This is a genomic window from Kushneria aurantia DSM 21353, assembly GCF_000382245.1.
Classification (GTDB): Bacteria; Pseudomonadota; Gammaproteobacteria; order Pseudomonadales; family Halomonadaceae; genus Kushneria; species Kushneria aurantia.
In genome coordinates this window covers 1-23,564 of the sequence record NZ_KB907870.1, presented here as the reverse complement: position 1 = coordinate 23,564, position 23,564 = coordinate 1, and the positions used below count along the sequence as shown (strand labels likewise).

The window sequence follows — 23,564 nt, the reverse complement described above, 5'->3', positions numbered from 1 at the left end:
ACATGGCGCCCCCAAAGACGTGATTTAAAACAACGCCATCATGTTATAGCGGCTGGCGATGGTTGTCCTGTCGTCGAATGGTCGGGGGCGAGGCGTCCTGGAGCGACGCGAAACGCTACCGCTGACCCCGTTTGCACCAATGTCTAAAGGAAGTCACTACGCCGGTCTGGTTTTATGTCCGACATAAAGGATGTCAGGTCTTACCGGGTAGGATGACATGAATCAGGTTTCTTGCTTTTCAGGACAAAGCGCTCGTTTCGATATCGCCGAACAGCTGGCGAAGTCGATCCTGAGTGGGCGCTACCAACCTGATGATGCTCTTCCCGGCGAACGCGAGTTCAGCCAATCCCTCCGGGTCAGCCGGGGTACGGTACGCAGTGCGCTACAGATGCTGGTCGATGTCGGTTTGCTGACCCGTATTGCCGGGCAGGGAACAAGGGTTCGTGAGTTGACCAGCTGGCATCTGCTTGATCCTCGTTTAAGTGCCTGGGTGGCACGCTATGCCCGCTCCAATCTGCGTATTCAGCGTGAAGTGGTCTCTTTTCGTATGGCGGTTGAGCCCTTTGTGACCGGGCTGGCCGCACAGCACGCCAACGCTTTTGATCTACTCGCTCTCGAATCCGCCTGGCTGGGTATGAAAAGCGCCATGGAAGCCCCGGACCGTCACTATCAGGGGCGCAGCTATACCGATTACGACGTTGATTTCCATGAAGCCATATTTGCCGCTTCACACAACCTCATCTGGACGCAGATCAGTCATGTGCTCAAGTCCGCCATAGCGCTGAGCGTCGAGCAGTCCAGCCACAACGTAGCGGCGCTCGACGACAGCATGGCGCGCCACTACTGCGTCATGGAAGCGATTCGTCTGCGCCAGCCGGAAGCCGCCACTCGCGCGGCTGTCAGGGTGCTCGAGCGCACCGCCATCGACCTGGGCATCGAGGAGGAGATGCTCCGGCCCACAACCCTTGTCACCGAAGCCACTGGAGAACAACCATGAAGACTGCATTGCCGCTGAAAGCGGGTGTGATCGCCGTGCTTGGCGCGCTCGCCCTCAACGCTCAGGCCGCCGAGTACGAGTGGACATTCCAGGCGTCCGAAACTTCCGGCGAGCCCAGTTTCAGGATCAAGCAGGAGTGGGCAGACCGCATCGAGACCATGACCGATGGGCGTGTTGCGATCGAAGTGATGCCGATCAACGCCGTGGTGGGGCCGACCGAAACCCTGCAGGCGGTCAGCTCGGGCATCCTGCAGGGTCACATGACCGACCCCAGCTACTTCTCCGGTCAAAACCCGGCCTTTGGCATGCTGGGTAATCTGGTCGGCGCCTGGCAGAACCCCTACGACTTTCTCGAGTACATGAAATATGCCGGTGGTGAGCCGCTCTACAACGAGCTGGTCGAGCCCTATGGCGTGCATCTGATTGCAGCGGCCACTTTCCCGCTGGAGTCGGTGCCCTCGAAGGTGGAGATCAAAACCATCGAGGACTTCAAGGGGCTCAAGATTCGTGCGCCCCAGGGGATGGTCTACAACATCTTCGAGCGCATTGGCGCGACGCCGGTCAACCTGCCCGGTTCGGAAGTTTACACCGGCCTCGAAAAAGGGGTGATCGATGCCGCTGACTCCACTGTGCTCTCCAATAACGATGCTCAGGGGCTGCATCAGTTCGCGCCCTATCCGCTCTACCCCGGCTTCCACTCGATGCCGATGATCGCGGTGTCGATCAACAAGCAGATCTGGGACGGTCTGCCGGAAGATCTGCAGGTCACGCTCAAGACGGCCTTCGATCGCATGGCCTATGACCTGATTGCGCGTCTCAAGGAGCAGGATCTGGAGACGCTGGCGAAACTCGAGCAGGACCCCAACGTGCACCCCTTCGATCTGCCGCCGGAGGAGCGCAGGAAATTCCGCCAGGCCGCCGAGCAGGAGTGGAAAGCGTGGGCCGGTCGCAATGACATGACACAGAAAATCTATGACTCGGCCACCGGCTTTCTGCGCTCCCGCGGTCTGCTTTAAGTCATCTTTCGGCATGCCGGCCGGTAGCGATCGGTCGGCTGCCGCGTCTCGACAAGCGTCGTGATTTCCATTGCAAGGGAACAGAGGTAACGCATCATGACTGCAATGACTGTCAAAAAAGTCTGTGTGACCGCCATGCTGGGCGCGCTGGCCTTCAATCTACAGGCAGCAAAGGCCGCCGAGTACGAGTGGACCTTCCAGACCTCGGAGACATCGGGTGAACCTCAGTTCGAGATGAAAAGGGCCTGGGCCGATAACGTCGAGCAGATGTCGGATGGCCGTATCGCCATCGAGATTCTACCGGTTGGCGCGGTGGTGCAGGCCAATCAGACTCTGCAGGCGGTGCGCTCCGGCATTCTGCAGGGGCACCTGACCGACCCCAGCTATTTTACCGGTCAGAATCCGGCTTTCGGCATGATCGGCAATCTGGTGGGCGCCTGGAGCGATCCTTACGATTTTCTCGATTACATGAACAACGCCGGCGGCGAAGCGCTCTATAACCGGCTGGTCGAGCCCTATGGTGTGCATCTTATCGGCGCTGCCGCCACCGGCCTGGAGTCGCTGCCGTCGAGCAAGCCGGTACATTCGATCGAGGATATGCAGGGGCTCAAGCTGCGCGCGCCGGAGGGTATGGTCTACAACATCTTCGAAAAGGCCGGCGCCACACCGGTCAACCTGCCCGGGTCGGAGGTCTATACCGGCCTCGAAAAGGGAGTGATTGACGCCGCTGACTATACCGTGTTTGCCACCAATCAGGCTCAGGGGCTTCACGAGTTCGCGTCTTATCCACTCTATCCGGGGTTCCACTCGCTGCCGATGGTAGCGGTCTCTCTCAACAAGCAGATATGGGACGAACTGCCGGCGGACCTCAGGGCGATTCTCACTACCTCGGTCGATGCGCTGGCCTATGAAATGGTCGCCGAACTGAAAACCCGTGACCTGCAGGCGGTGAGCGAGGCGCGCCAGAATCCTGATATCGAGATCATCGACCTGCCCGCCGAGGAGCGCGCCCGGTTCCGCGCCATCGCTCGTCAGGAGTGGGCTGAATGGGCCGAGCGCAACGACATTACACGTGAGTTCTACGACTCGGTGGTGGCCTATCTGCGCGCTCATAACCTGCTCACCGATGAGACTGAAAGCGGCGACAGCAGTAATGCCTCCTGAGCCCTGCCGTCAATCGGCGCGCGATGTGATGCTCGCGCGCCGGCTTTAACGATCAGACCCTGACGCGGAGAAGACGTCATGTCACAGGATTCCCATCGCCGCGATGCCATCGAGGCGCATGAAGAGGAGCTGGCACGATCGAGCCAGGAGCATACCGATCGCGCCCCCGATCCGGTACGCAGCACCTTCGACCGTGGCGTGGTGTGGTGCGCGCGCGGTGCCGCCTGGCTGATTTTTATCGCCATGGCGATCAGCGTCTACGAGGTCATCATGCGCTACGGCTTCAACTCACCCACCTCCTGGGTGCACGAGAGCGTGGTAATGCTGGTAGCGGTCAGCTTTTCGCTCGGTGGCCCCGCAGCGCTGGCCAGCAATCGACATATCCGTGTCAGGGTGCTCTACGACACTGCCGGTCCGAAGCTGCGCCTGTGGCTGGACCGTTTCAATGATCTGGTGACCTTCGGCTTCTGTCTGGCGATGAGTTATGCCGCTTTTGTGATGTTCTGGAGCGCCTCTCACAATCCGTTTGGCGAGTGGCAACTGGAGCGTTCCGGCACCTCCTGGAATCCGCCATTTCCGGCGCTGATCAAGGGCGTGATCATGGTGGCACTGGTTGTCATGTGCGTGCAGTCCTTCATCCACCTGGTTCAGTCGCTGCGCGGCCGGCCGGCAGTAGCCGAGCAGGTGGACGAGGAGGCGACATCATGACGATCGCCGATGGCACGCTATTGATGGTCGGGGCGATCTTCGCCCTGCTGATAACCGGACTGCCGCTGGCCTTTATTACCGGTCTGGTGGCGCTGGCCTTTACCTTTGGTTGGTTCGGGCCGATGGCGATGCCATTGGTTACCAGCCGTATCTATGGCTTTGTCACCGAGTATTCGCTGGTGGCGGTGCCAATGTTTGTACTCATGGCGTCGCTGTTGGATCGCTCGGGTATCGCCAGGGATCTTTTCAACGCCATGCGGGTGTTTGCCGGGCGACTTCCCGGTGGCGTAGCGGTGCAGACCGTGGTGGTGGCGTTCTTTCTCGCCGCGCTGTCCGGCATCATCGGCGGTGAAATCGTGCTGCTGGGTATTCTCGCCCTGCCGCAGATGCTGCGGCTGGGTTACGACAAGCATCTCTCCATTGGTGTGGTGTGTGCCGGCGGTTCTCTGGGTACCATGATGCCGCCTTCAATCGTATTGATTATCTATGGCCTGATCGCCAGTGTGTCGATCGCCGACCTGTTTACCGCTGCTATTACGCCGGCGGTGATTCTGATGCTCTCCTACATCGGCTATGTGTTGGTGCGCTGTCTGAAAAATCCCGCCATGGGCCCGCCGCTGACTGAAGAGAACCGCCGCGAAACCTTCGCCACCAAAGGGCAGGCGCTGCGCGCCATTATCGTGCCGGCGCTGATCGCCGGTCTGGTTCTGGGCTCGATCTATGGCGGCGTGGCCTCGGTCACCGAGGCGGCGGCAATGGGCGTGTTCGGCGTACTGCTGGCGGTGGTGCTGCGCGGCGAATTCTCGTTCAAAACGATGCATGAGAGCCTTGCCCAGACGCTGATGACCTGCGGCATGATCATCTGGATCGGTATCGGCGCCGCCGCGCTGGTCGGTGTCTACAACCTGATGGGCGGTAACCGCTTCATTTCGGGCATGATTACGGGACTGGATGTCGCCCCTATCGTGATCATTCTGGTGATGATGGGCATTCTGCTGATCCTGGGCATGTTCCTCGACTGGATCGGTGTGGCGATGCTGACCCTGCCGATCTTCGTGCCCATCGTCACCCAGTTGGGCTATAGCCCCATCTGGTTCGGCATTCTGTTCGCGGTCAACATGCAGGTCTCTTTCCTGTCGCCCCCGTTCGGCCCCGCCGCCTTCTATCTCAAGGGCGTCGCGCCGCCGGAGGTCAGCCTCAAGGATATTTTCGTCTCGCTGCTGCCGTTTATCGCACTACAGCTGCTGGTGTTGTTCGCCCTGCTGTTCTGGCCGCCGCTGGCGACCTGGATGCTGTGAGTGTTGTGGAGACATCAACGCCGTCAGGGCCGGGAACTGATGACCGTTTCGGTTTCAATGGCCCTGCATTGCACTGTTCATCGGCGATCCGAGGGATGATCCTGTGAAGATTAAAGCACTGAAAACCTGGCAGGTGCCGCCGCGCTGGCTGTTTCTGAAAATCGAAACCGATGAAGGCGTCCACGGCTGGGGAGAGCCGGTCATCGAGGGGCGTGCCGCCACCGTCGAGGCGGCGGTGCACGAACTTTCCGACTATCTGATCGGCGAGGATCCGCAGCGCATCGAGCACCTGTGGAACACGCTCTATCGCGGCGGCTTCTATCGCGGCGGCCCCATTCTGATGAGTGCGATCGCCGGCATCGACCAGGCGCTGTGGGATATCAAGGGGCGCGCGCTGGGGGTGCCGGTTCATCAGCTGCTGGGGGGCCGGGTGCGCGATGGCATGCGAATGTACGCCTGGACCGGTGGCGACCGCCCCGGCGACGTGGGCGCAGGGGCGCAGGCGCTGGTGGCGCAGGGGTTTACCGCCTTCAAGATGAACGGCACGGCGGAGATGGCGATCGTCGACTCCCACGCCCGTATCGACGAGGCGGTGGCACGTGTGGCCGAGGCGCGCGCAGCGGTCGGCGCCGGGATAGACATCGGTATCGATTTTCACGGCCGTGTTCATCGCCCCATGGCCCGCGCCCTGCTGCGCGAACTGGAGCCCTTTCACCCCATGTTCGTCGAGGAGCCGGTGTTGCCCGAACATCTGCCCTGTCTCAAGCAGATTGCCGGCGGGCTCGGCTATCCGCTGGCCACCGGCGAAAGATTGCATACCCGCTATCAGTTTCGCGACCTGCTGGCCGACGGCATGGTGGATATCGTCCAGCCCGACATTTCCCACTGCGGTGGTATCAGCGAGGGGCTGAAGATCGCCTCGCTGGCCTCCTGTCATGATGTCGCACTGGCGCCGCACTGCCCGCTCGGGCCCCTGACGCTGGCGGCGTCGCTGCATGTCGATGCGGTCAGCCATAATGCCTTTATCCAGGAGCAGAGCATGGGTATCCACTACAACCGCGATAACGACGTGCTGGATTATCTGGTCGACAAATCGGTGCTGGCGATCCGTGATGGGTTTTGCGCGATTCCCGAGGGCCCCGGGCTGGGGGTCGAGATCGACGAGGCCTTCGTGATCGAGCGCGCGGCGGTCGGGCACCGCTGGCGTAATCCCCTCTGGCGCCACGAGGATGGCAGCATCGCCGAATGGTAGGAGACCGCATGAACGATACCCAACGTAGTGCCCTGGACGCAGCGATGACGCAGCGGCCGCTGGTGGCGATCCTGCGCGGCGTCGAACCGAACGAGGTCGACGCCGTTTTCGATGCGCTGGTCGAGGTGGGCTTCAGGATGATCGAGATTCCGCTCAACTCTCCCGACCCCTGGCGCAGCCTCGAGCGTATCACCGCGCGCTGTCCCGATAATGTTGTCATCGGGGCCGGCACGGTGCTTGACCCCGCGGCATGTCGGCGGCTGGCGGCGCTGAACGCTTCGTTGGTGGTAACGCCCAATACCGACCCCGCTGTTATCGGCGAGGCGGTCGCGCAATCGCTGGCACCCTTCATCGGCTGCATGACACCGACCGAAGCGCTGACGGCAGTGCGCGCCGGGGCGCACGCGCTCAAGCTCTATCCGGCGGCCCGGCTGGGGATCGACTATTTCCGTGACACCAGAGCCATATTGCCGGCCTCGATGCCGGTGCTGGCGGTGGGTGGAATCGAGCTCTCCAATATGGAGGAATGGAGGGCGGCCGGCATTGATGGCTTCGGCTTCGGTGGCAGCCTTTACAAACCGCGGCGGGCGCCGGCGGACATCGCCCACCGCGGACGTGACCTGATTGCCGAGTGGCAGCGTTCGGGCGGTGGGCCGCATGCTCCGGGCGCCGGTGTCACAGCGACATGAGCAGCGATGAACTGATCGCCGTCGATTGGGGGACGAGTCGTTTTCGCGCCTTCCTGGTGAGTCGCGACAGCGGCGAGGTGCTCGACAGCCGGCGTTCCGACGCCGGTCTGAGGGCGCTGAGCAGTGCCGAGTTCCCGCACTACTGTGCCGCGCAGTTGGCGCCCTGGCGTCAGCGGGCGCAGCCACCGCCCGTCTACCTTGCCGGTATGGTGGGAGCGGCGCGCGGCTGGCATGAGGCACCGCAGCTCGAGCTGCCGGTGGATGCCGGGGCGCTTGCCGAGCATCTGGTGGCGGCTCCCGGTATGGAGAACGCCTGGATCGTACCAGGCGTGAAGGTGGTGCGCGACGATCACGTCGATGTCATGCGCGGCGAAGAGGTTCAGGCGTTTGGTGCACTTGCTCTCGACGACAGTGAGGATACGCTGTGCTGCCTGCCCGGGACGCACAGCAAATGGGCGCAGCTAAAGGCGGGGCAGCTGGTCGATTTCGTGACGGCCATGACCGGCGAACTCTACCATGCGGTGCGTTTCCACACCCTGCCCGGGGAGCCGGCAAGGGAGGCGGACGACTACCATGAAGGGGCTTTCGCGCAGGGGCTGGACGCCGCCGCTCACCCGGCGGGACTGCTGCACGCGCTGTTCGAGGCGCGCAGTCGCTATCTGCATGCCGGACTCGCCGACGCCCGGGTCGGCAGTTTCATTTCCGGGGTGATGATCGGCAGTGAGGTGCGCGCCCAGCGTCTGCTCTACCCGCACGCCCAGCGGCTGCTGCTGGTCGGCAGTGCGCCGCTGCGCGCGCTGTACCGGCAGGCGATGCTGGCAGCGGGGTTTGACACTATCGTCGAGATCGACAGCGACCGCGCTACCCTGGCCGGTATCACGGCGCTGGCGGCACGGCATCGCTGAGGTTCGGTGATCCGGCTGCGGGCTGCGGCGTCGCTGGTGCAGAAGAGGAGACCCGGGTCAGTCGCGGCGATGCCAGCAGGTCGCTGGGCATGAGGAAATCGCCGCTGGCCAGGGGAATGTTCAGGCGGCTGAAATGTACCTCAAGGTCGACACCGGCCTGTTGCCAGGCCTGCCATACCAGCGTCGTGCAGTAGATGCCTTCACTGCCGAGAATGGCGAAGGGGGTGCCGAGCTGGGCCATCGCCCACTGAACGGCCCGGCGCCGCTGGCGGTTGTCGGCATCGACATGGTAGATGGCATAGCGGCGCGAGCGCTCGGGGGCGGTAAAAGACGCGAGTGTGTCGGTAACCACGCCCGAGCCGCGCTCTTCGCCGGCATCGGGGGTGGCATGCACGACCCACCATCGGCCGTTTTGCTCGGCCAGCAGGCCGACATGGCTGAAGGCGCCGCGATCGAGGCGGCGGACCGCCTCGCTGACGAATGCGGTTCCTTCGCGAAAGATCAGATCGCCCGAGCGCGGCGAGATGCCCTCGGCAGCCGTAGTGGTGGTCGCGCAGCACAATAGCCACAGCCAGCAGCAGAGCATGGCGGGGCGAAGGCCTCGTGTGCATGCCGATGGCGGCGCGCGGCAGAGCATCGTTTCAGGCCTGAGGGCGTTAGAGGGTGATTTTCCAGTCGCCATCCTGCTTGACAAGGCGAGTCTGGTCCGTCGTGCTCTGGCCATTGCCGAAGGTGACGCGGGTGCGCACCGTCGCGTGCTGTCCGTCCTCGGAGATGGTGGATTCCAGGGTTTCCAGCGATTCGATTCCGCCGTTGCTTTCGATCTGGCTCTGCATCTGACCTGCAATCATCTGAATCTTGCCCTTCGCGGCGGCCATATCATTGGCTCCCACGCCGGCAAACGAAATCTGTTCGATAGCGGTGTCACTGTCGCCTTTGGCTGCGGCATTGAAGAAGCGCTCGACCGTCTCCTCGGGTTGGGTGCTGGAGGAGCAGGCAGCGAGCATCAAAGTCATTATCAACAGAGCGATCGAGTGGGCAAGAGAGCGTTTCATGAGGGCCTCGGGCGAGAGTGATCCTGCGGGATGGTGATAAATAACATACGTTATTTAGTGCGGGGAGGGAATTACCGCGGTGTCACGAGCGAGGCGACAGCGCTGGGGTGAAGGCGGCCCGAAGGGGGCTCGCCAGAATAAAAAAGCCCCGCCGGAGCGGGGCAAGGAATGATCGAACAGTGCCGATCAGAGACTGTTCTGCTCGATGCCCTGAATATACCAGGGGGCCTGGTCGCGCACTTCGCGGGTCAGGTGCCAGGTTTCATTGAACTCGTTTTCCACCCCGTCTTCGCTGACGATGCCGTGAAACAGCACGGTGGCCTCGGCCTGCTGGCCGTATTCGCGGACATCGCCCAGCTCGGCGAAAAGCCGCACTATTTCGGTACGATTGTTGGCGGATTGCTTCGCCCGCTCGCTGCGCAGCAGGTTGTAAAGCTCGGGGGTTACGTACTCCTGAATGCGCTCGAAGTCGTTGTTGTCCCAGGCGCGCTGCAGGTTGATGAAGTGCTCCTTGGCGCCGGACAGAAACTGCTCGCGGTCGAACCAGGCCGGGGTGGTGCCCATGTTGACCGCACCGCCTGCCGTGCCACCGCTGGCACCGCCGAAGTCGTGGGTCTGGCGCTGCTGGTGTTGGTGGGTTGCCGGGCCGCCGTGAGTTGCCCGACGCCGCGCGGCGAGGAACCTGAAGGCGATGAAGGCGAGCAGGGCGATCAGTAGAATATCCATGAAGCGGATACCGTCGAAGGCGCCGCCGAATAGCAGGGCGGCGAACAGCCCACCCGCCATGATGCCGGCCAGCGGCCCCATGAAGCGTGAGGCGCCGCCCATCGCGCGGGTACCCTGCTGGGCCTGCCGCGGTGGAGTGGTGGCCTGATGCGCGGGGCCGCTGGAACGTGAGTAGCTGCCCAGGCTGCTGCCACCGCCGAAGCGGCGGGCGTCAGCGTGTTCGATTGCCATCCCGAAAGTCATCATGCCGATCAGCAGGGTGATGAAAAGGTGGCGCAGGGATAGGTGGCGCATGAGTGGGTTTCTCCCATTACATCCTGGTCAAGAGCCGCGCTGTTTTCGGGCGTTGGCGCGGGCCATGGGGTGAAGCATTATGACGCTTCGCGGGTAAATACCCAGTGGCGGTGGTCGGAAAGTTCGTCGCGGTAGGCATAGCCGCCGCCGTCGAACGCCTTGAGTTGTTCGCTTTGGGTGACACGCTGATGCACCATCCAGGCACTCATCAGGCCGCGCGCCTTCTTGGCGTAGAAGCTGATGACCTTGTACTGACCGTTTTTGGCATCCTTGAACACCGGCGTGATCACCTCGCTTGCGAGCTTGTTGTGCTCGATGGCGCCGAAATACTCGTTGGAGGCGAGATTGATCAGCACCCTGTCGCCGCTGCTGGCCTGCACCGCGCGGTCCAGGTCGCGGGTCAGGGTGTCGCGCCAGAAGGCGTAGAGGTCACGCCCGGCCGGATTTTCCAGTTTCGTGCCCATCTCCAGCCGATAGGGCTGGATCAGATCGAGCGGTCTGAGCATGCCGTAGAGGCCGGAAAGAATGCGCAGATGCTCCTGTGACCATTCAAGCGAGGCTTCGTCCCACTGTTCGGCGGCAAGGCCGGTGTAGACATCGCCCTGGAAAGCAAGCACCGCCTGTTTGGCGTTGCCGCGGTCGAAGGGCGTCTGCCACTCGGCGAAGCGGGCGGCGTTGAGTCCGGCCAGCTTGTCACTGATCTTCATCAGCTTTGACAGCTGCTGCGGTGAAAAGTCCCGCAGGATATCCACCAGTTGGCGGCTGGCCTCGAGATAGTCGGGCTCGGTGGCCACCTCGGTGGTCGGCGGTGTGTCAAAATCCAGCGTCTTGGCTGGCGACAGAACGCTGAGCATGGTCATTCTCCGAATAGTGCAGACGAGTATATCGGCCCCGCGGGGGCCGGTCGCAGACCGTTAAGCCACAGTCAGGCTGGGGTTGTGTCACGCGCGAGGCGCTGCGTGACACAGCCGGAGCGCCCTCAGGGAGAGGGGTTGGGCAGGCGCTGATGCACGGTCTCGATCGCCTCGATCACTTCATCGGAGAGGCTCAACTGCTCGCTGGCGAGGTTGCGTTCGAGCTGCTCGAGGGTGGTGGCACCGATGATATTACTGGTCAGGAAGGGGCGCGAATTGACGAAGGCGAGCGCCATCTGCGCCGGGTCGAGGTCGAAGCGCCGGGCGATATCGACGTAGGCGCGGGTCGCTTCCTCGGCGCGCGCCGAGGTGTAGCGCTGGAAGCGGTCGAACAGCGTCAGGCGTGCGCCCTCGGGCTTCATGCCGTCGAGGTATTTGCCGGATAGCACACCGAAGGCGAGCGGCGAGTAGGCCAGCAGGCCGACGTTCTCGCGATGGCTGACCTCGGCGAGGCCGATCTCGTAGCTGCGGTTGAGCAGGCTGTACGGGTTCTGCACCGAGACCACCCGCGGCAGTCCCAGCCGCTCGGCCAGTTGCAGGCATTTCATGGTGCCCCAGGCGGTCTCGTTGGAGAGGCCAATGGCGCGTATCCGGCCGGCATCGACCTGCTCCTTGAGGGCCGTCAGCGTCTCTTCCAGCGGCGTGATGTCGGGCTCGTCCTGATGGCGATAGTCGAGTTTGCCGAAGTAGTTGGCGCCGCGCTCCGGCCAGTGCAGCTGATAGAGGTCGAGATAGTCGGTATTGAGCCGTGCCAGGCTCTCCTCAAGCGCCGTGCGAATATGCTGGCGGTCGAGCCGTGGGCCGCCACGCAGGTAGTCCATATTGCGCCCGGGACCGGCCACCTTGCTGGCCAGCACGATGTCGTCGCGCCGGCCGCGGCGTTTCAGCCAACTGCCGATATAGGCTTCGGTGCGTCCCTGGGTCTCGGCACGCGGCGGCACCGGGTACATCTCGGCGGTGTCGATGAAGTCGATACCGGCGTCGAGGGCGCGCTCGAGCTGGGCGTGGGCGTCGGCCTCGCTGTTCTGTTCGCCAAAGGTCATGGTACCGAGACAGAGACGGCTGACGCTGATGCCGCTGTCACCGAGTGGGCGTCGTTGCATGGGGGCTCCGGGGCATGAGAATGCGGGTGGAAGTCTATCCTGAACGGCTCTCTCGATGGGGTCAATCGAGGGGGTTGAGTCACCTGAAAAGGAGGCGTATATTGCCGCCAGATCGCGCCGGACGGGGCCTGACACCCCGGCCGGCGCGTGCTGTTTTCCTTCCTGCCCCAGCGAATTGCAGCGGCCGTCGTGAGGCTGCCGGGGCGAGAGTCGTACGCATGGCGTTTGGGCGCTGCCCGCTCGGTGCAGCGGCGCTTATCGTTGAAACCGGTACATAGACAGGTTGGTTGTTATGCTGCGGTCCACTCAGTTGTTTACCCGGCTCGAGTATCGTCTGGCGGCGCGCCTGATGCGCGTGCCCTGGCTGAGCGACTCCAGCCGCAAGCGTCGTCTTACCCTGCATCTGTTTCGTCGCTGCGCCAGGGCCGGGCATGTCGAGGCGCTGTCGGTCTATGGTGCGATGCTGTTCAGGTGCGGCCATACCGCCCGTGACCGCGCCGTGGGGGCGCGCTGTGTGGTGCAGGCTGCCGAGGCCGGTGACCGCGATGCCCAGTATCAGGTGGCACGCATGTATGAGCACGGCTGTACCCAGTTTGCACGACGCGACGATCGCGCCGTTACCTGGTACGCCCGCGCCGCCGAAGGCGGCCACGATGGTGCTGGCCAGCGTCTTGCCTACGCCTTCGAACGCGGTGAGCTGGGCCTGCCGATCGACCTCGAACGCTCGCGACGCTGGCACCGGCCGGCGAACGGCGAAAATCATCTGATGGGGACGCCCGCTGTGCTGCTGCCCGATGACGGTCAGTCGACGCTGACGCACTGATGGCGCTCGAGCTGCCAGACCGAAAAAGGCCCGGATTCTTCGCTCCGGGCCTTTTTTGATGGTGCGCCGGGTATGGCGCGCAGCCACATATCCTTATTCTGTGCACTCAATGGACGCCTTTGCCTGCAGTTGGTGTTGACGTTTTGTTGATACTTTCGCTCTATACCTACATCGGTATAATCTGATGTCATGGATTCACTTCACACCATCAAGCCTCTCTACTGGGTTGCCACCAGCAAGAAAGACCTGCTCACCATGCCTTCCGATGTTCAGGATACCTTTGGTTATGCGCTTCACCTGGCGCAGACCGGCAGCAGGCATGGCAGTGTCAAACCGCTCAAGGGCTTCGGTTCTGCCGGTGTGCTGGAGGTCCTGGAGGATCACCACGGTGATACCTACCGTGCCGTTTATACGGTCAGGTTCGAAGGAGCCATTTATGTTCTGCACTGTTTTCAGAAAAAATCCAGCAGCGGTATCGCCACGCCCAAACCGGATATCGACAAGATACGCGAACGTCTCAAGGCCGTGGAGCAACACCGCAAGGGGAATCCGTCATGATCGACATCGAACAGAGTAGCGCCAATATCTACGCCGACCTTGGCCATGCTGACGCCGAAGAAATGCTGATAAAGGCCAGGCTGGCTACCGAGATCGGCGCCATTATCAAACGCCGCCGCCTTGCTCAGGCCAGAGCATCCGAGATTACCGGCATTCCCCAGCCCAGGCTTTCCGGCCTCCTCCGCGGCCAGTTTCGCGGTATCAGTGAAGCCAAAATGCTTGAGTGCCTGGCGCTTCTGGGTCGTGAGGTTCGTATCGTGGTGGGCCCTGCTCGCCCACGTTCGAAGCCGGGGCGCGTGGAAGTCGAAGTTACTGATTAACCGGCAGCTTCTGTCCTTTCCTGGTTCGGATAGGCCTGCATCAAGCGAAAGTCGAAGGCAAATCCGGAAAAGCGCTTTATGCGCCGGAGACGCTCAGCAAGACCTTGCCGGTACTGCTGTTCTCTTCCAGATAGCGCATGGCATCGTCAGCCTGCTGAATCGGAAAGGTGCGATTCACCAGTGGCCTGATTCGATCGCTCTCCAGCAGCGGCCACACATGGGCGTGCAGCGCATCCATCACGCTGCCCTTGCTGGAAGGTGAGCGCGAGCGCAGGGTAGAGCCGATCAGGCGCTGGCGTTTCATCAACATGGTGCCCAGATCGAGCTGCGCCTCGCGACCGCCCATGAAGGCGATCAGCACGATGCGGCCGTCCTGTTTGAGCACCTTCTGGTTCCAGCCCGGATAGTCGCCGCCAACCGGATCGAGGATCACATCGACCTCGCCCCACGCCTTCACCGCTTCGACGAAGCTGCCCTCGTGACGATTCCAGCCGCCTTCGGCGCCCAGCTTGCGGCAGGCGTCGATCTTCGCCTGGCTGCCCACGGTAACAAAGCAGGGATTGCCCAGCGCGCTGCACAGCTGTATGGCAGCGGTACCCACGCCGCTGGCGCCGGCGTGCAGCAGTACCCGTTCACCCTCACGCAGGTCGGCTTCCATATAGAGGTTGAGCCAGGCGGTGGCGAACACCTCGGGCAGGGCGGCGGCGTTGCGCAGCGTCATGCCTTCGGGAATGCGCAGCGCCTGGGCTTCGTTGACCAGCACCTGCTCGGCGTAGCCGCCGCCGGCCAGCAGCGCACAGACCGGGTCACCGACACGAAAGCGTTCCGCTGCCGGGCCTACGGCGGCGACCACACCGCTCACCTCGAGGCCGAGGATGGCGGAAGCGCCCTTCGGCGGCGGGTAGCCGCCATCGCGCTGCATGACATCGGCGCGGTTCATGCCCGCCCAGGCGACGTCGATCAGTATCTCGCTGCCGCCGGGTGAGGGCAGGGCATCGTGTTCGCACCACTGCAGGTGACCGTCGTTGACGGCGATGGCGTACATGGGCGGGCTCCAGAGACTTTAAATGATCAGGGGTGTCAGCAGCAGCCGGTCAGAAGAGGCGATCCAGCAGCGCATCGCAGCTGTCGGCGCTGATCAGCGAGGCACGGGTAGTGTCGTCGAGAAAACCGGCGCTGACGGTGTTGTCCAGAAACTGTAGCAGCGGATCGAAAAAGCGCTCGTGGTTGAGTACGCCTACCGGCTTCTGGTGCAGCCCGAGATAGCGCCAGGTCCAGGTTTCGAAGAACTCCTCGAAGGTACCGATGCCGCCGGGCAGCACAATGAAGGCGTCACTGCGCGCCGCCATCTGCGCCTTGCGAGTATGCATGTCGGGCACTCGCAGCAGCTTGGTGAGACCTTCGTGGGCGACCTCGCGGGCGACCAGATGATCGGGAATGACACCCACCACCTCACCGCCGGCGTTCAGGGCGGCGCTGGCGCAGGCGCCCATCAGTCCGGTACGGCCGCCGCCGTAGATCAGTCGCCAGCCGCGCTCGGCGATGGCGGCGCCCATGGCTTCGGCGGCGGCCTGCCAGTGCGGCTGATGGCCGCTGCGTGAGCCCATGTAGACGCAGATGCTGGGAGCGGTAGCTGTGGTCATGTCGAAATCCTGCTCATGTCGAACCCGAGGGGTGTTGCCGGTCGCCGTGCTCGACGCTTGCGATGACCTGCGGATAGTGCCGATCGATCCAGTCGCCGATGGCGTTGAAGTCGCTGATGTGGTGGGCGTACTGGGTGTGCAGGCAGCGCACTCGTGTCCAGTCGCTGATGCCGCCCACGCCGCGTTCGGTGAGGGCGGCGGTAAAGCCCAGCCGCTCGATCTCGGCGCGCTGGGCATCGTCGATATACGCCCAGCGTTGTTGTACATAGGCGCGATGGCTGTCGCGATAGGCTTCGCGCAGGGCGTCATCGTCGGCGAGTTGCGCCTCCAGCCGCTTGATCACGCCGTCCGCCTCCAGCCGTGACAGCGCGACGGTCAGCTCGCGGCTGCTGAGCCAGTAGAGCGTCGGGAAAGGCTTGCCGTCGACCAGTGGGGCGACCCGCAGTGCCAGCGGCGTGCCGTGCCGATCCTCGGCGGTGACCGCCTGCAGTCCGCGCGGCTCGCGGCCCAGCTGACGGGCGATGATGGCGCGCTGGGTGCTGTCGGGAGGGTGGTCGGTCCTGATGATCATGAGTCTGGCGCTGTCGGGTCTGGCGTTGGGAGAAGCCGGGCATCAATCCCGGGCGGCGAGGGCGACCATTCGAGCGCCGGTGAGGCGCACCAGGTCTTCGGTCGCCAGCGTCAGCTCGATGCCGGCGCGGCCGCCACTGACGTGGATTCGTTCGAAAGCGGCGGCGCTGTCGTCGAGCAACTGGGCCAGTGCCAGCCGCTGCCCCAGCGGGCTGATGCCGCCGGGACGATAGCCGGTGGCGCGTTCGGCAGCATGGCGCTCTGCCATGGTAGCGCGGCGGGCGCCAAAATGCCCGGCCAGCGCTTTCAGATCGAGCGTCTCGGTCACCGGTACGATCGCCACCACCGGCTGGCGGCGGCCTTCGACGCTGACCACCAGCGTCTTGAACACCTGCTGCGGTGCCAGCCCTAGGCGCGCGGCGACGTACTCGCCGAGGCTGGCGTGGTGGTCGTCAAGGTCGTAATGGCGCAGTTCGAAATCGACGCCGGCCCGTTTGAGAGACTTCACCGCAGGTGTCATACACTAGTGCTCCGTATTCCGGTTGCGATATCGCCATGGACGACGACCACCACCACTCGCTGTCAGCCTGCTGCGCCCTGTGCGGGCGCTGCGGCGCGGCGTTGACCCGCCACCACCTGATTCCCCGCGCGCTGCACGGTCGCAAGCGCTTTCGCCGCCGCTTCAGTCGTGACGAGATGAAAGGCGCTATTCTGATGATCTGCCGGCCCTGCCACAACCATATCCACCTTGTCCTGAGCGAGCGTGAAATGGCCGAGCACTACCGCTCCCGCGAGGCGCTGCTCGCCCATCCGGAGATCGCTGACTTCGCCGAGTGGCTGTCGGCGCGTCCGCCGGGGTTCAAGCCCAAATCGCCGCGGCGGCGCTGAATCATCACGACAGACACTGAATCACGACAGGCGCCGGGTCACTACAAAAGCCGCTGGCGCTGGCGGTCCCGCCAGGCGCGCTGCAGGTGCTCGCCGAGCGCTTCGAGAAGCCAGCTCGGCAGAGCGTCGCGGGCCTGTTCGTAGCTCTCCCAGCGGCGCAGCCGCAGCCACGCCCAGGCCCAGCCGTCGCGCTGGGCATCGTCCTGTGGGCAGGGTCTGGCGGGCATCTGGGAGAGCAGGAAGAGCGTCGCTTTTACCGCCCACAGCGGCGGTCGGTCGGCTTCTACTGCGGCTGTCGCCCAGCGCGCGAGGGTGGCGCCGTCAGGGTCGGTGGCGGGCTCCCCCAGTTTGGCGATGCGCGCGGTGTCGGCCAGAATGATGCCCAGCCGGTCCGGCGAGGCGTCACCGATCTCGAGCCAGCGCGCAATCAGCGAGGGCAGCCCCGCCATGGCGCTGGCGTAGAACTCTGCGTCGCTCATGAGCCTCTCTGTTTTGCAGGAGTCGGTGTTGGCAGCGGTTGATGTTTGCGGCAGTAGCGCCGGACGGGCGAGTATATCATCGTCGTTGCGGGCATAACGCGCGCCACTCAACAGGAGATGTCATGTCGGAGTTCGATTTCACTACGCCGCTGGACCGGCGCGTGCATCCTTCCACCCGCTGGCAGCAATTCGACGAGGATGTGCTGCCGCTGTGGGTCGCCGATATGGATTTCGCGGTAGCGCCGGTAATTCAGCAGGCGCTGGCCGCAAGGCTCGCCCATCCGGTGTTCGGCTACGCCCACCCTGACGCCGCGCTGACACAGGCGCTGTGCGACTGGAGTGAAAGCCACTACGACTGGCCCATCGAGGCCGACTGGCAGCAGTGGCTGCCCGGCGTGGTGCCGGCGCTGCACGTGGCGAGTCTGGCATTGACCGACCCCGGTGACGGCGTACTGACGGTAACGCCCATCTATCCGCCCTTTCTGCACGTGGCGGAAAACACCGGGCGCACTGCGCAGAGTGCGCCAATGCGCGAACCCACCGCCGATGATCCGCACTGGCGGCTCGATTTCGAGGCCCTGGAGGCCGCGGTAACGCCCGATACCCGGCTGCTGTTGTGGTGCCACCCGCACAATCCCACCGGACGGGTATTCGATGCCAAAGAGCTGCGTCGACTGGCCGATTTCATCGAACGCCATGAGCTACTGGTGTGCTCCGACGAATTGCACTGCGACCTGATCCTCGATGGCGAGGCGCACACCCCGCTGGTCAAGGCCGAGCCGCGGCTGGCGTCGCGCACCATCACGCTGTGGGCGGCGTCCAAGACCTTCAACGTGGCGGGGCTGACCAGCGCCTGCGCGGTGATCGCCGACCCCGCGCTGCGCCAGCGCTTTCGCCGCGGCTGCCTGGGGCTGATGCCGTCGCACAACATCATGGGGCAGACCGCTGCGCGGGCCGCCTATAGCGGTGGCGAAGGTTGGCGGCAGGCGCTGCTGGCACAGCTGCGCGACAACCGCGCGCTGATCGTCGAGCGCGCCGCGCGCTGGCCCGGCGTCAGGCTGACCGCGCCCGAGGCGACCTTTCTGGCATGGCTCGACCTGCGCGAGGCGGGTCTTGGCGAGTCACCCCGGCAGAAACTGTTGGATGAGGCGCGAGTGGCGCTCAACGACGGCGCCGACTTCGGCTGGCCGGGCTTTGCACGGCTTAACTTCGGCACCGAGCGCGAACGTCTCGTCGAGGCGCTGGACCGCCTCGATACGCTATTGCTGCCGCAGTAACCGACAGTCGCCAGCAGCGCAAAACGGCCGGCGGGGCACGCGCCGCCGGCCGTTATCGGTGCTGTCTGCGGGGATCAGTAGAGCAGGGTAAACATTCGCCGGCGATAGGTGACCGTCAGCGGGTGGTCGCTGCCGAGAGCGTCGAATACCCGAATCAGGGTCTTGCGCGCGGCGTCGTCGCCGTAGTCGCGGTCGCGCTTCATTAGCGCCAGCAGTCCTTCAAGGCCCTGCTCATAGTGGCCATCGGCGACGGCACGCAGGGCGCGCTGGAACTGCGCTTCGCTGTCGTCGCGGCTGCTCAGCGCATCGATCTCTTCATCGGAGAGCGCCTCGCGGGCGAAATCGATTCGGGCGCGCACCCCGCGGCCCTTGACGCCGTCGCGGTATTCCGGGGGCAGGGCGTCGAGAATCGACAGCGCCTGGTCATATTCACCCTCACGGGTGAGTACCGCAGCGTAATCGATGCGGTACTCGTGATCGTTGGGGTTGTCCTCGATCAGCTGGCTGAACAGTTCGCGGGCGGTGGCCGTGTCGCCGGCTTCCAGCGCCGCTCGGGCCTGCTCGTCGACGCTCTGGCCGCCGGCGGGGGCCTCGATGTACTTACCGAGCCACTCACGGATCTGACGCTCGGGTAGCGCGCTCTGGAACTGGTCGTAGAGCTGCCCCTGGGCGATCAGCTTGACGTCGGGCGTCGAGTGAATTCCCAACTGGGCGGCAATCTGCTGCTGCTCGTCGATGTTGAGCCGTGCCAGCACGAAGGCACCCTGGTATTCGCCGGCGATCTTCTCCAGCACCGGCATCAGCGTTTTGCAGGCCTCGCTGGCCGGCGAGAAGCTCTGCAGCAGCACCGGGGTCTGCATTGAGCCCTCCAGTACTACCTGCTGGAAGTTCGAGATGTCCACGTCGACGATAAACTGCGATGTGTCGGCGCTGCCGCCGGAAGTGCCGGGCTGGCCGCCCGACTGCGGCGACGGCATGGGTTCACCGGTTTTGGGATCGACGATCTGCATGATGACAGGGCCTTTGGCGATTCTGGTGGGTAAACGGAGCTATAACTCCGGTTATGGCGCTGAAATCCTGCAAATTCAAGTCTCTGCTCCGGCCGGTTAAAAAGCGGCTCAGCGTCGGGACCTATAGTGATGCCAATGAGGCGTCGGTGCCGACACCGACGCAGTCTGCCAATAGCGGGAGAGCGCGGCATGTGGGTTTTGAAAACGATGGCGGCGCTTATGGCGCTGGTCGTACTGCTGCTGGCTGGGCCGGCCGCGGTATGGTTCACAGGCGGTGCCGGCAGCGGCGACTGGTCGACCGCCAGCTGCGAGCCAGCGGGGTTGGCGCCGTCGCCCGCTGAGCATCCCGGGGCGATCGTACAGCTCTACGCCGCTCGCGCCTTTTCATGGCGCGGTGCCTTCGCGGTGCATAGCTGGATCGCCTTCAAGCCCCGGCAGGCTGCAGACTGGACCGCTTTCGAGGTTCAGGGCTGGCGCATGCCCACGGTTCGCCGTCGCAGCGGTGTGCCCGATCGCGCCTGGTTCGGCCAGACGCCGCAGGTTATTGCCCAGCTCGAGGGAGAGCGTGCGGCACAGGCCATTCCCGCCATCAAGCGGGCGGCGCGTGACTACCCCTATCCGCAGACCTATCGCGCCTGGCCGGGCCCCAACAGCAATACCTTTACCGCCTGGGTCGTGCGCCGGGTGCCGCAACTTGACGTGGCGCTGCCGGCGCTGGCGGTGGGAAAGGATTACCTGATCGACGACAGCCATCCGCTGGGGCGTTTCTTCGCTCCGGCGCCCAGCGCCAGCGGCTATCAGCTGTCGCTCTACGGCGTGCTGGGGGTGCTCGCCGCGCGCGACGAGGGGCTGGAGTTCAATCTGCTGGGGCTGGTGTTCGGCGTCGACCCGTTGGATCTCGCCATCAAGTTGCCGGGCATCGGCCGTCTCACCGTGCCGCCCTCTATCCATTAGGCGTCGTTATAGCGCGACATTGGACCATGGTCGCTGCGACACCCCGCCACACTACGCCCAGGTGGCTGTTTTCAGGCGCTATAGGCGCTTGTCCTGGCCTTGATGGACGATGTGCGACATTGCGCCGCTATAGCTTCTTTCCTGCTCGCCGTTATCATTTTGTGATGGTCAGGGTGAATCGAGCCGATTGCCTCTGACTAAATAGCCCGTGGTGCGACGCGCTGGTGTGACGTTTGCGCCCCGGGCCAACAAAAGAACGGCGAGCCGTCCGGCGCAGCAGGGTTAACAACCGGCGGCTCGCAAGCCTGTAAGGAGTCATTCATGGAACTGGACCCGGTTGTGCTGTCGCGGCTGCAATTCGCGTTCGTTGTCTCTTTCCATGCCATCTTTCCGGTCTTCACCATTGGCCTGGCCTCCTACGTGGCGGTGCTGCAGGGGCTATACGTGACGACCGGCAACAGGACATGGGATCTGCTCGGTTATTTCTGGACCAAAATATTCGCCGTGGTGTTTGGCATCGGGGTGGTGTCCGGCATCGTGATGGCCTTCCAGTTCGGTACCAACTGGAGCAACTTCATGCACTTCGGCGCCAACTTTATCGGCCCGATGCTGAGCTACGAAGCGCTTACCGCCTTCTTCCTGGAAGCGGGCTTTCTTGGTGTGCTGCTGTTCGGACGCCAAAAGGTGTCGCCACCGGTGCACTTCTTCGCTGCCCTGATGGTCGCCGCCGGCACCTTCATCTCCTCTTTCTGGATTCTCGTCACCAACAGCTTCATGCAGACGCCGGCCGGCGTCGAGGTGGTCAACGGTATGGCGCAGGTCACCTCCTGGAGCGAGGCGATCTTCAACCCCTCCTTCCCCTATCGTTTCAGCCACTTCGCGCTGGCAGCCTTTCTGACCGGTGGTTTCGTGGTGTGCGGCGTCAGCGCCTGGTTTGTGCTGCGCAACCGCGATGTCGAGGTGCACAAGCGGGCGCTGTCGATGAGCCTGTGGCTGTTGCTCTTCATCGCCCCGCTACAGGCGGTAGTGGGCGATATGCACGGCCTCAATACCTTCGAGCACCAGCCCATGAAGGTGGCGGCCATGGAGGGCAACTGGGAGACGCAGGCCGGCGCGCCGATGCTGCTGTTCGCCCTGCCGGATCGCGACCTGCAGGCCAACCGCTTCGAGATCGGTATTCCCGATGGCGCCAGCCTGTTTCTGACCCATGAGGCCGACGGTGTGGTGCCGGGGCTCAAGGAGGTGCCGCGCGATCAACAGCCGCCGGTATGGATCGTCTTCTTCAGCTTTCGCGTGATGGTGGCGATGGGGCTTTTGATGATCTTCTTCGCCGTCGCCGGACTGGTGCTGCGTCGCGGTGGCCGTATCTATACCTCGCGCTGGTTCCTGCGCGGGCTGCAGGGGATGGCGCTGGCCCCCTTCCTCGCCGTGCTGTCGGGCTGGTTCGTCACCGAAACCGGGCGCTCGCCGTGGCTGATCTACCGCGTGATGGACTACGCCGCGGCGATTACGCCGTCGCTGTCGGGCTGGATGGTACTGCTGACGCTGATCGGCTATGTGCTGGTCTATGCGGTGGTCTTCTGCGCCGGCGTCTACTATCTGTTCCTCGTCATTCGCCAGGGGCTGGAAGATCCCGCTGCCGGCAAGTCGGATGAGCACATGGGGCGCCCGGCGCGGCCGCTCTCCGCCACCGACGTATCCTTCGACCACGGCCATAACTGATCGGGAGTCATTACCATGGAAAACATCGATCTATCCCTGATCTGGGCCCTTATCGTGGCGCTCGGCGTGATCATGTACGTGCTGCTGGACGGCTTCGATCTGGGCCTGGGGATCCTCTTTCCCTTCGCACCCGACGAGGACGCCCGCGACGTGATGATGAACTCCATCGCGCCGATCTGGGACGGTAACGAAACCTGGCTGATCCTCGGCGGCGTGGCGCTGATTGCCGCCTTCCCGCTGGTCTATACCATCCTGCTGCCGGCGCTCTATATCGGCGTCTTTCTGATGCTCGCCGGGCTGATCTTTCGCGGCGTCGCCTTCGAGTTCCGCTTCAAGTCGGCAACGCAGCGCGCCAGAAAGCTGTGGGGCTGGTCCTTCTTCGGCGGTTCGCTGGTTGCGTCCTTCGCCCAGGGCTGCGTGGTGGGCTCCTACATTCAGGGCTATCAGACCGCCAACGATGTTTACACCGGCGGTGCCTTCGACTGGCTGACGCCCTTCGCGGTGCTGACCGGTGTCGGTTTGGCGGCGGGCTATGCGCTGCTGGGGGCCACCTGGCTGGTGCTGAAGTCTGAAGGCGCTATCCAGGTCTGGGCACGTTCGCTGGTCAACAAACTGTTGCTCGGCGTGCTGGCGGTTTTCGTGCTGATCGGCATCTGGACGCCGCTGATGAACGACGTCATCGCCGACCGCTGGTTCTCGCAGATCAGGGTGATCTGGCTGCTGCCGCTGGCGGCGCTGCTCTGCGCGCTCGGCGTGTATCACTTCAACCGTCGCCGGCGCGATCTGCTGCCCTTCCTGCTTACCGTGGGGCTTTTTGTCTTCACCTACCTGGGCATGGTGGTCAGCCGCTGGCCGCTGGTGGTGCCGCCGGCCTACTCCTTCCGGGACGCGGCCTCGGCGCCGGGGTCGCAGTTCGTCGTACTGGTGGGCGTGCTGATCATCCTGCCGGTGGTGCTGGGCTACACCGCCTGGAGCTACTGGATATTCCGCGGCAAGGTGCGCGTCGGTGAGGGATACCACTGACAAGCAGCATGACCTGATAGCCTGTCGGACTTAACGCTGATCGGTTGCAAACGCCGGGTGCATCACGCGCCCGGCGTTTTTATGGTGCGCCAGGCATGGCGCGCAGCGCCTTGACGGCGCTGTTCCTGAGGGTGGTGCCTCGGGATGACTCGGGGGTGAGAGTCCCCTACGGACCC

Annotated in this window: 27 protein-coding genes; 16 read left to right on the top strand and 11 right to left on the bottom strand. The window is 63.7% G+C overall.

Annotation, left to right across the window (positions count from 1 at the left end; genetic code table 11):
• Nucleotides 1–217: 217 nt before the first annotated feature.
• The 8 genes from H146_RS0108115 to H146_RS0108080 all read left to right on the top strand — a co-directional run bounded on the left by H146_RS0108115 (nucleotide 218) and on the right by H146_RS0108080 (nucleotide 8,029).
• Nucleotides 218–997 (top strand): FadR/GntR family transcriptional regulator, encoded by a 780-nt coding sequence (locus H146_RS0108115; RefSeq protein ID WP_019951379.1) that lies wholly within the window; start codon nucleotides 218–220, stop codon nucleotides 995–997.
• Nucleotides 994–2,013, top strand: a complete 1,020-nt coding sequence (locus H146_RS0108110; protein WP_019951378.1) for a TRAP transporter substrate-binding protein — start codon at nucleotides 994–996, stop codon at nucleotides 2,011–2,013. The genes H146_RS0108115 and H146_RS0108110 overlap by 4 nt, the downstream gene beginning before the upstream one ends.
• A 105-nt stretch (nucleotides 2,014–2,118) precedes the next feature.
• Nucleotides 2,119–3,177 (top strand): TRAP transporter substrate-binding protein, encoded by a 1,059-nt coding sequence (locus H146_RS0108105; RefSeq protein WP_019951377.1) that lies wholly within the window; start codon nucleotides 2,119–2,121, stop codon nucleotides 3,175–3,177.
• A gap of 78 nt (nucleotides 3,178–3,255) precedes the next feature.
• Entirely contained in the window at nucleotides 3,256–3,885 is a 630-nt protein-coding gene (locus tag H146_RS0108100; protein ID WP_019951376.1) for a TRAP transporter small permease subunit, read from the top strand.
• Complete coding sequence (locus H146_RS0108095) at nucleotides 3,882–5,183, top strand: TRAP transporter large permease (RefSeq protein ID WP_019951375.1); 1,302 nt, start codon at nucleotides 3,882–3,884, stop codon at nucleotides 5,181–5,183. The genes H146_RS0108100 and H146_RS0108095 overlap by 4 nt, the downstream gene beginning before the upstream one ends.
• Before the next feature lie 103 nt (nucleotides 5,184–5,286).
• Complete coding sequence (dgoD, locus tag H146_RS0108090) at nucleotides 5,287–6,435, top strand: galactonate dehydratase (protein ID WP_019951374.1); 1,149 nt, start codon at nucleotides 5,287–5,289, stop codon at nucleotides 6,433–6,435.
• Nucleotides 6,436–6,443: 8 nt separating this feature from the next.
• A complete protein-coding gene (locus tag H146_RS0108085; protein WP_019951373.1) occupies nucleotides 6,444–7,124 on the top strand; it encodes a 2-dehydro-3-deoxy-6-phosphogalactonate aldolase in 681 nt (226 codons plus the stop codon).
• Complete coding sequence (locus tag H146_RS0108080; RefSeq protein ID WP_019951372.1) at nucleotides 7,121–8,029, top strand: 2-dehydro-3-deoxygalactonokinase; 909 nt, start codon at nucleotides 7,121–7,123, stop codon at nucleotides 8,027–8,029. The genes H146_RS0108085 and H146_RS0108080 overlap by 4 nt, the downstream gene beginning before the upstream one ends.
• On the opposite strand, the gene H146_RS18890 is transcribed toward H146_RS0108080, so the two are convergent.
• From H146_RS18890 to H146_RS0108055, 5 genes are all read right to left on the bottom strand, one after another.
• A complete protein-coding gene (locus H146_RS18890) occupies nucleotides 8,001–8,615 on the bottom strand; it encodes a YiiX/YebB-like N1pC/P60 family cysteine hydrolase (RefSeq protein ID WP_019951371.1) in 615 nt (204 codons plus the stop codon). The genes H146_RS0108080 and H146_RS18890 overlap by 29 nt on opposite strands.
• 70 nt (nucleotides 8,616–8,685) lie before the next feature.
• Nucleotides 8,686–9,084 carry a DUF4878 domain-containing protein gene (locus H146_RS0108070; RefSeq protein WP_033195582.1) on the bottom strand — a complete coding sequence of 133 codons (399 nt, stop codon included), beginning with the start codon at nucleotides 9,082–9,084 and terminating at the stop codon, nucleotides 8,686–8,688.
• 186 nt (nucleotides 9,085–9,270) lie between these two features.
• A complete protein-coding gene (locus tag H146_RS0108065) occupies nucleotides 9,271–10,104 on the bottom strand; it encodes a Tim44 domain-containing protein (RefSeq protein WP_019951369.1) in 834 nt (277 codons plus the stop codon).
• A gap of 77 nt (nucleotides 10,105–10,181) precedes the next feature.
• On the bottom strand, nucleotides 10,182–10,958 hold the full coding sequence (yaaA, locus tag H146_RS0108060) for a peroxide stress protein YaaA (RefSeq protein ID WP_019951368.1): 777 nt from the start codon (nucleotides 10,956–10,958) through the stop codon (nucleotides 10,182–10,184).
• Nucleotides 10,959–11,083: 125 nt separating this feature from the next.
• Nucleotides 11,084–12,121: an NADP(H)-dependent aldo-keto reductase gene (locus tag H146_RS0108055; protein WP_019951367.1), complete on the bottom strand. Its 1,038-nt coding sequence runs from the start codon at nucleotides 12,119–12,121 to the stop codon at nucleotides 11,084–11,086.
• 292 nt (nucleotides 12,122–12,413) lie between these two features.
• Between H146_RS0108055 and H146_RS0108050 the strand changes: the two genes are divergently transcribed.
• The 3 genes from H146_RS0108050 (at nucleotide 12,414) to H146_RS0108040 (ending at nucleotide 13,822) form a co-directional block, all read left to right on the top strand.
• A complete protein-coding gene (locus H146_RS0108050; protein WP_019951366.1) occupies nucleotides 12,414–12,944 on the top strand; it encodes a tetratricopeptide repeat protein in 531 nt (176 codons plus the stop codon).
• Between the two features lie 189 nt (nucleotides 12,945–13,133).
• The gene (locus H146_RS0108045; protein ID WP_019951365.1) at nucleotides 13,134–13,502 is read left to right on the top strand and encodes a type II toxin-antitoxin system RelE/ParE family toxin; all 369 of its coding nucleotides are present in this window, start codon (nucleotides 13,134–13,136) and stop codon (nucleotides 13,500–13,502) included.
• Nucleotides 13,499–13,822 (top strand): helix-turn-helix domain-containing protein, encoded by a 324-nt coding sequence (locus tag H146_RS0108040; RefSeq protein WP_019951364.1) that lies wholly within the window; start codon nucleotides 13,499–13,501, stop codon nucleotides 13,820–13,822. The genes H146_RS0108045 and H146_RS0108040 overlap by 4 nt, the downstream gene beginning before the upstream one ends.
• Nucleotides 13,823–13,898: 76 nt before the next feature.
• Here the strand turns inward: H146_RS0108040 and H146_RS0108035 are convergent, their stop codons facing one another.
• Genes H146_RS0108035 through ybaK form a run of 4 tightly spaced genes read right to left on the bottom strand, consistent with a single transcriptional unit; the run spans nucleotide 13,899 to nucleotide 16,555 of the window.
• Nucleotides 13,899–14,867 (bottom strand): NAD(P)H-quinone oxidoreductase, encoded by a 969-nt coding sequence (locus H146_RS0108035; protein ID WP_019951363.1) that lies wholly within the window; start codon nucleotides 14,865–14,867, stop codon nucleotides 13,899–13,901.
• 49 nt (nucleotides 14,868–14,916) lie between these two features.
• Nucleotides 14,917–15,465 carry an LOG family protein gene (locus H146_RS0108030; RefSeq protein ID WP_019951362.1) on the bottom strand — a complete coding sequence of 183 codons (549 nt, stop codon included), beginning with the start codon at nucleotides 15,463–15,465 and terminating at the stop codon, nucleotides 14,917–14,919.
• A 13-nt stretch (nucleotides 15,466–15,478) separates the two neighbouring features.
• Nucleotides 15,479–16,036: a DUF501 domain-containing protein gene (locus H146_RS0108025; RefSeq protein ID WP_019951361.1), complete on the bottom strand. Its 558-nt coding sequence runs from the start codon at nucleotides 16,034–16,036 to the stop codon at nucleotides 15,479–15,481.
• Nucleotides 16,037–16,078: 42 nt separating this feature from the next.
• A complete protein-coding gene (gene ybaK / locus H146_RS0108020; RefSeq protein ID WP_019951360.1) occupies nucleotides 16,079–16,555 on the bottom strand; it encodes a Cys-tRNA(Pro) deacylase in 477 nt (158 codons plus the stop codon).
• Between the two features lie 35 nt (nucleotides 16,556–16,590).
• On the opposite strand from ybaK, the gene H146_RS0108015 reads away from it, so the two are divergent.
• The gene (locus tag H146_RS0108015) at nucleotides 16,591–16,923 is read left to right on the top strand and encodes a hypothetical protein (RefSeq protein ID WP_019951359.1); all 333 of its coding nucleotides are present in this window, start codon (nucleotides 16,591–16,593) and stop codon (nucleotides 16,921–16,923) included.
• Between the two features lie 41 nt (nucleotides 16,924–16,964).
• Here H146_RS0108015 and H146_RS0108010 read toward each other — a convergent pair whose 3' ends face one another.
• Nucleotides 16,965–17,402 (bottom strand): hypothetical protein, encoded by a 438-nt coding sequence (locus H146_RS0108010; RefSeq protein ID WP_019951358.1) that lies wholly within the window; start codon nucleotides 17,400–17,402, stop codon nucleotides 16,965–16,967.
• A 122-nt stretch (nucleotides 17,403–17,524) separates the two neighbouring features.
• Between H146_RS0108010 and H146_RS0108005 the strand changes: the two genes are divergently transcribed.
• Nucleotides 17,525–18,679, top strand: coding sequence for a MalY/PatB family protein (locus H146_RS0108005; protein WP_019951357.1), 1,155 nt, complete (start codon nucleotides 17,525–17,527; stop codon nucleotides 18,677–18,679).
• 74 nt (nucleotides 18,680–18,753) lie between these two features.
• On the opposite strand, the gene H146_RS0108000 is transcribed toward H146_RS0108005, so the two are convergent.
• Entirely contained in the window at nucleotides 18,754–19,689 is a 936-nt protein-coding gene (locus H146_RS0108000; RefSeq protein ID WP_019951356.1) for a tetratricopeptide repeat protein, read from the bottom strand.
• A 189-nt stretch (nucleotides 19,690–19,878) separates the two neighbouring features.
• Between H146_RS0108000 and H146_RS0107995 the strand changes: the two genes are divergently transcribed.
• The 3 genes from H146_RS0107995 to cydB all read left to right on the top strand — a co-directional run bounded on the left by H146_RS0107995 (nucleotide 19,879) and on the right by cydB (nucleotide 23,388).
• Nucleotides 19,879–20,643, top strand: coding sequence for a DUF3750 domain-containing protein (locus tag H146_RS0107995; RefSeq protein ID WP_019951355.1), 765 nt, complete (start codon nucleotides 19,879–19,881; stop codon nucleotides 20,641–20,643).
• Nucleotides 20,644–20,964: 321 nt separating this feature from the next.
• The gene (locus H146_RS0107990; RefSeq protein WP_019951354.1) at nucleotides 20,965–22,365 is read left to right on the top strand and encodes a cytochrome ubiquinol oxidase subunit I; all 1,401 of its coding nucleotides are present in this window, start codon (nucleotides 20,965–20,967) and stop codon (nucleotides 22,363–22,365) included.
• A gap of 15 nt (nucleotides 22,366–22,380) precedes the next feature.
• Nucleotides 22,381–23,388, top strand: coding sequence for a cytochrome d ubiquinol oxidase subunit II (cydB, locus tag H146_RS0107985; RefSeq protein WP_019951353.1), 1,008 nt, complete (start codon nucleotides 22,381–22,383; stop codon nucleotides 23,386–23,388).
• Nucleotides 23,389–23,564 lie beyond the last annotated feature (176 nt).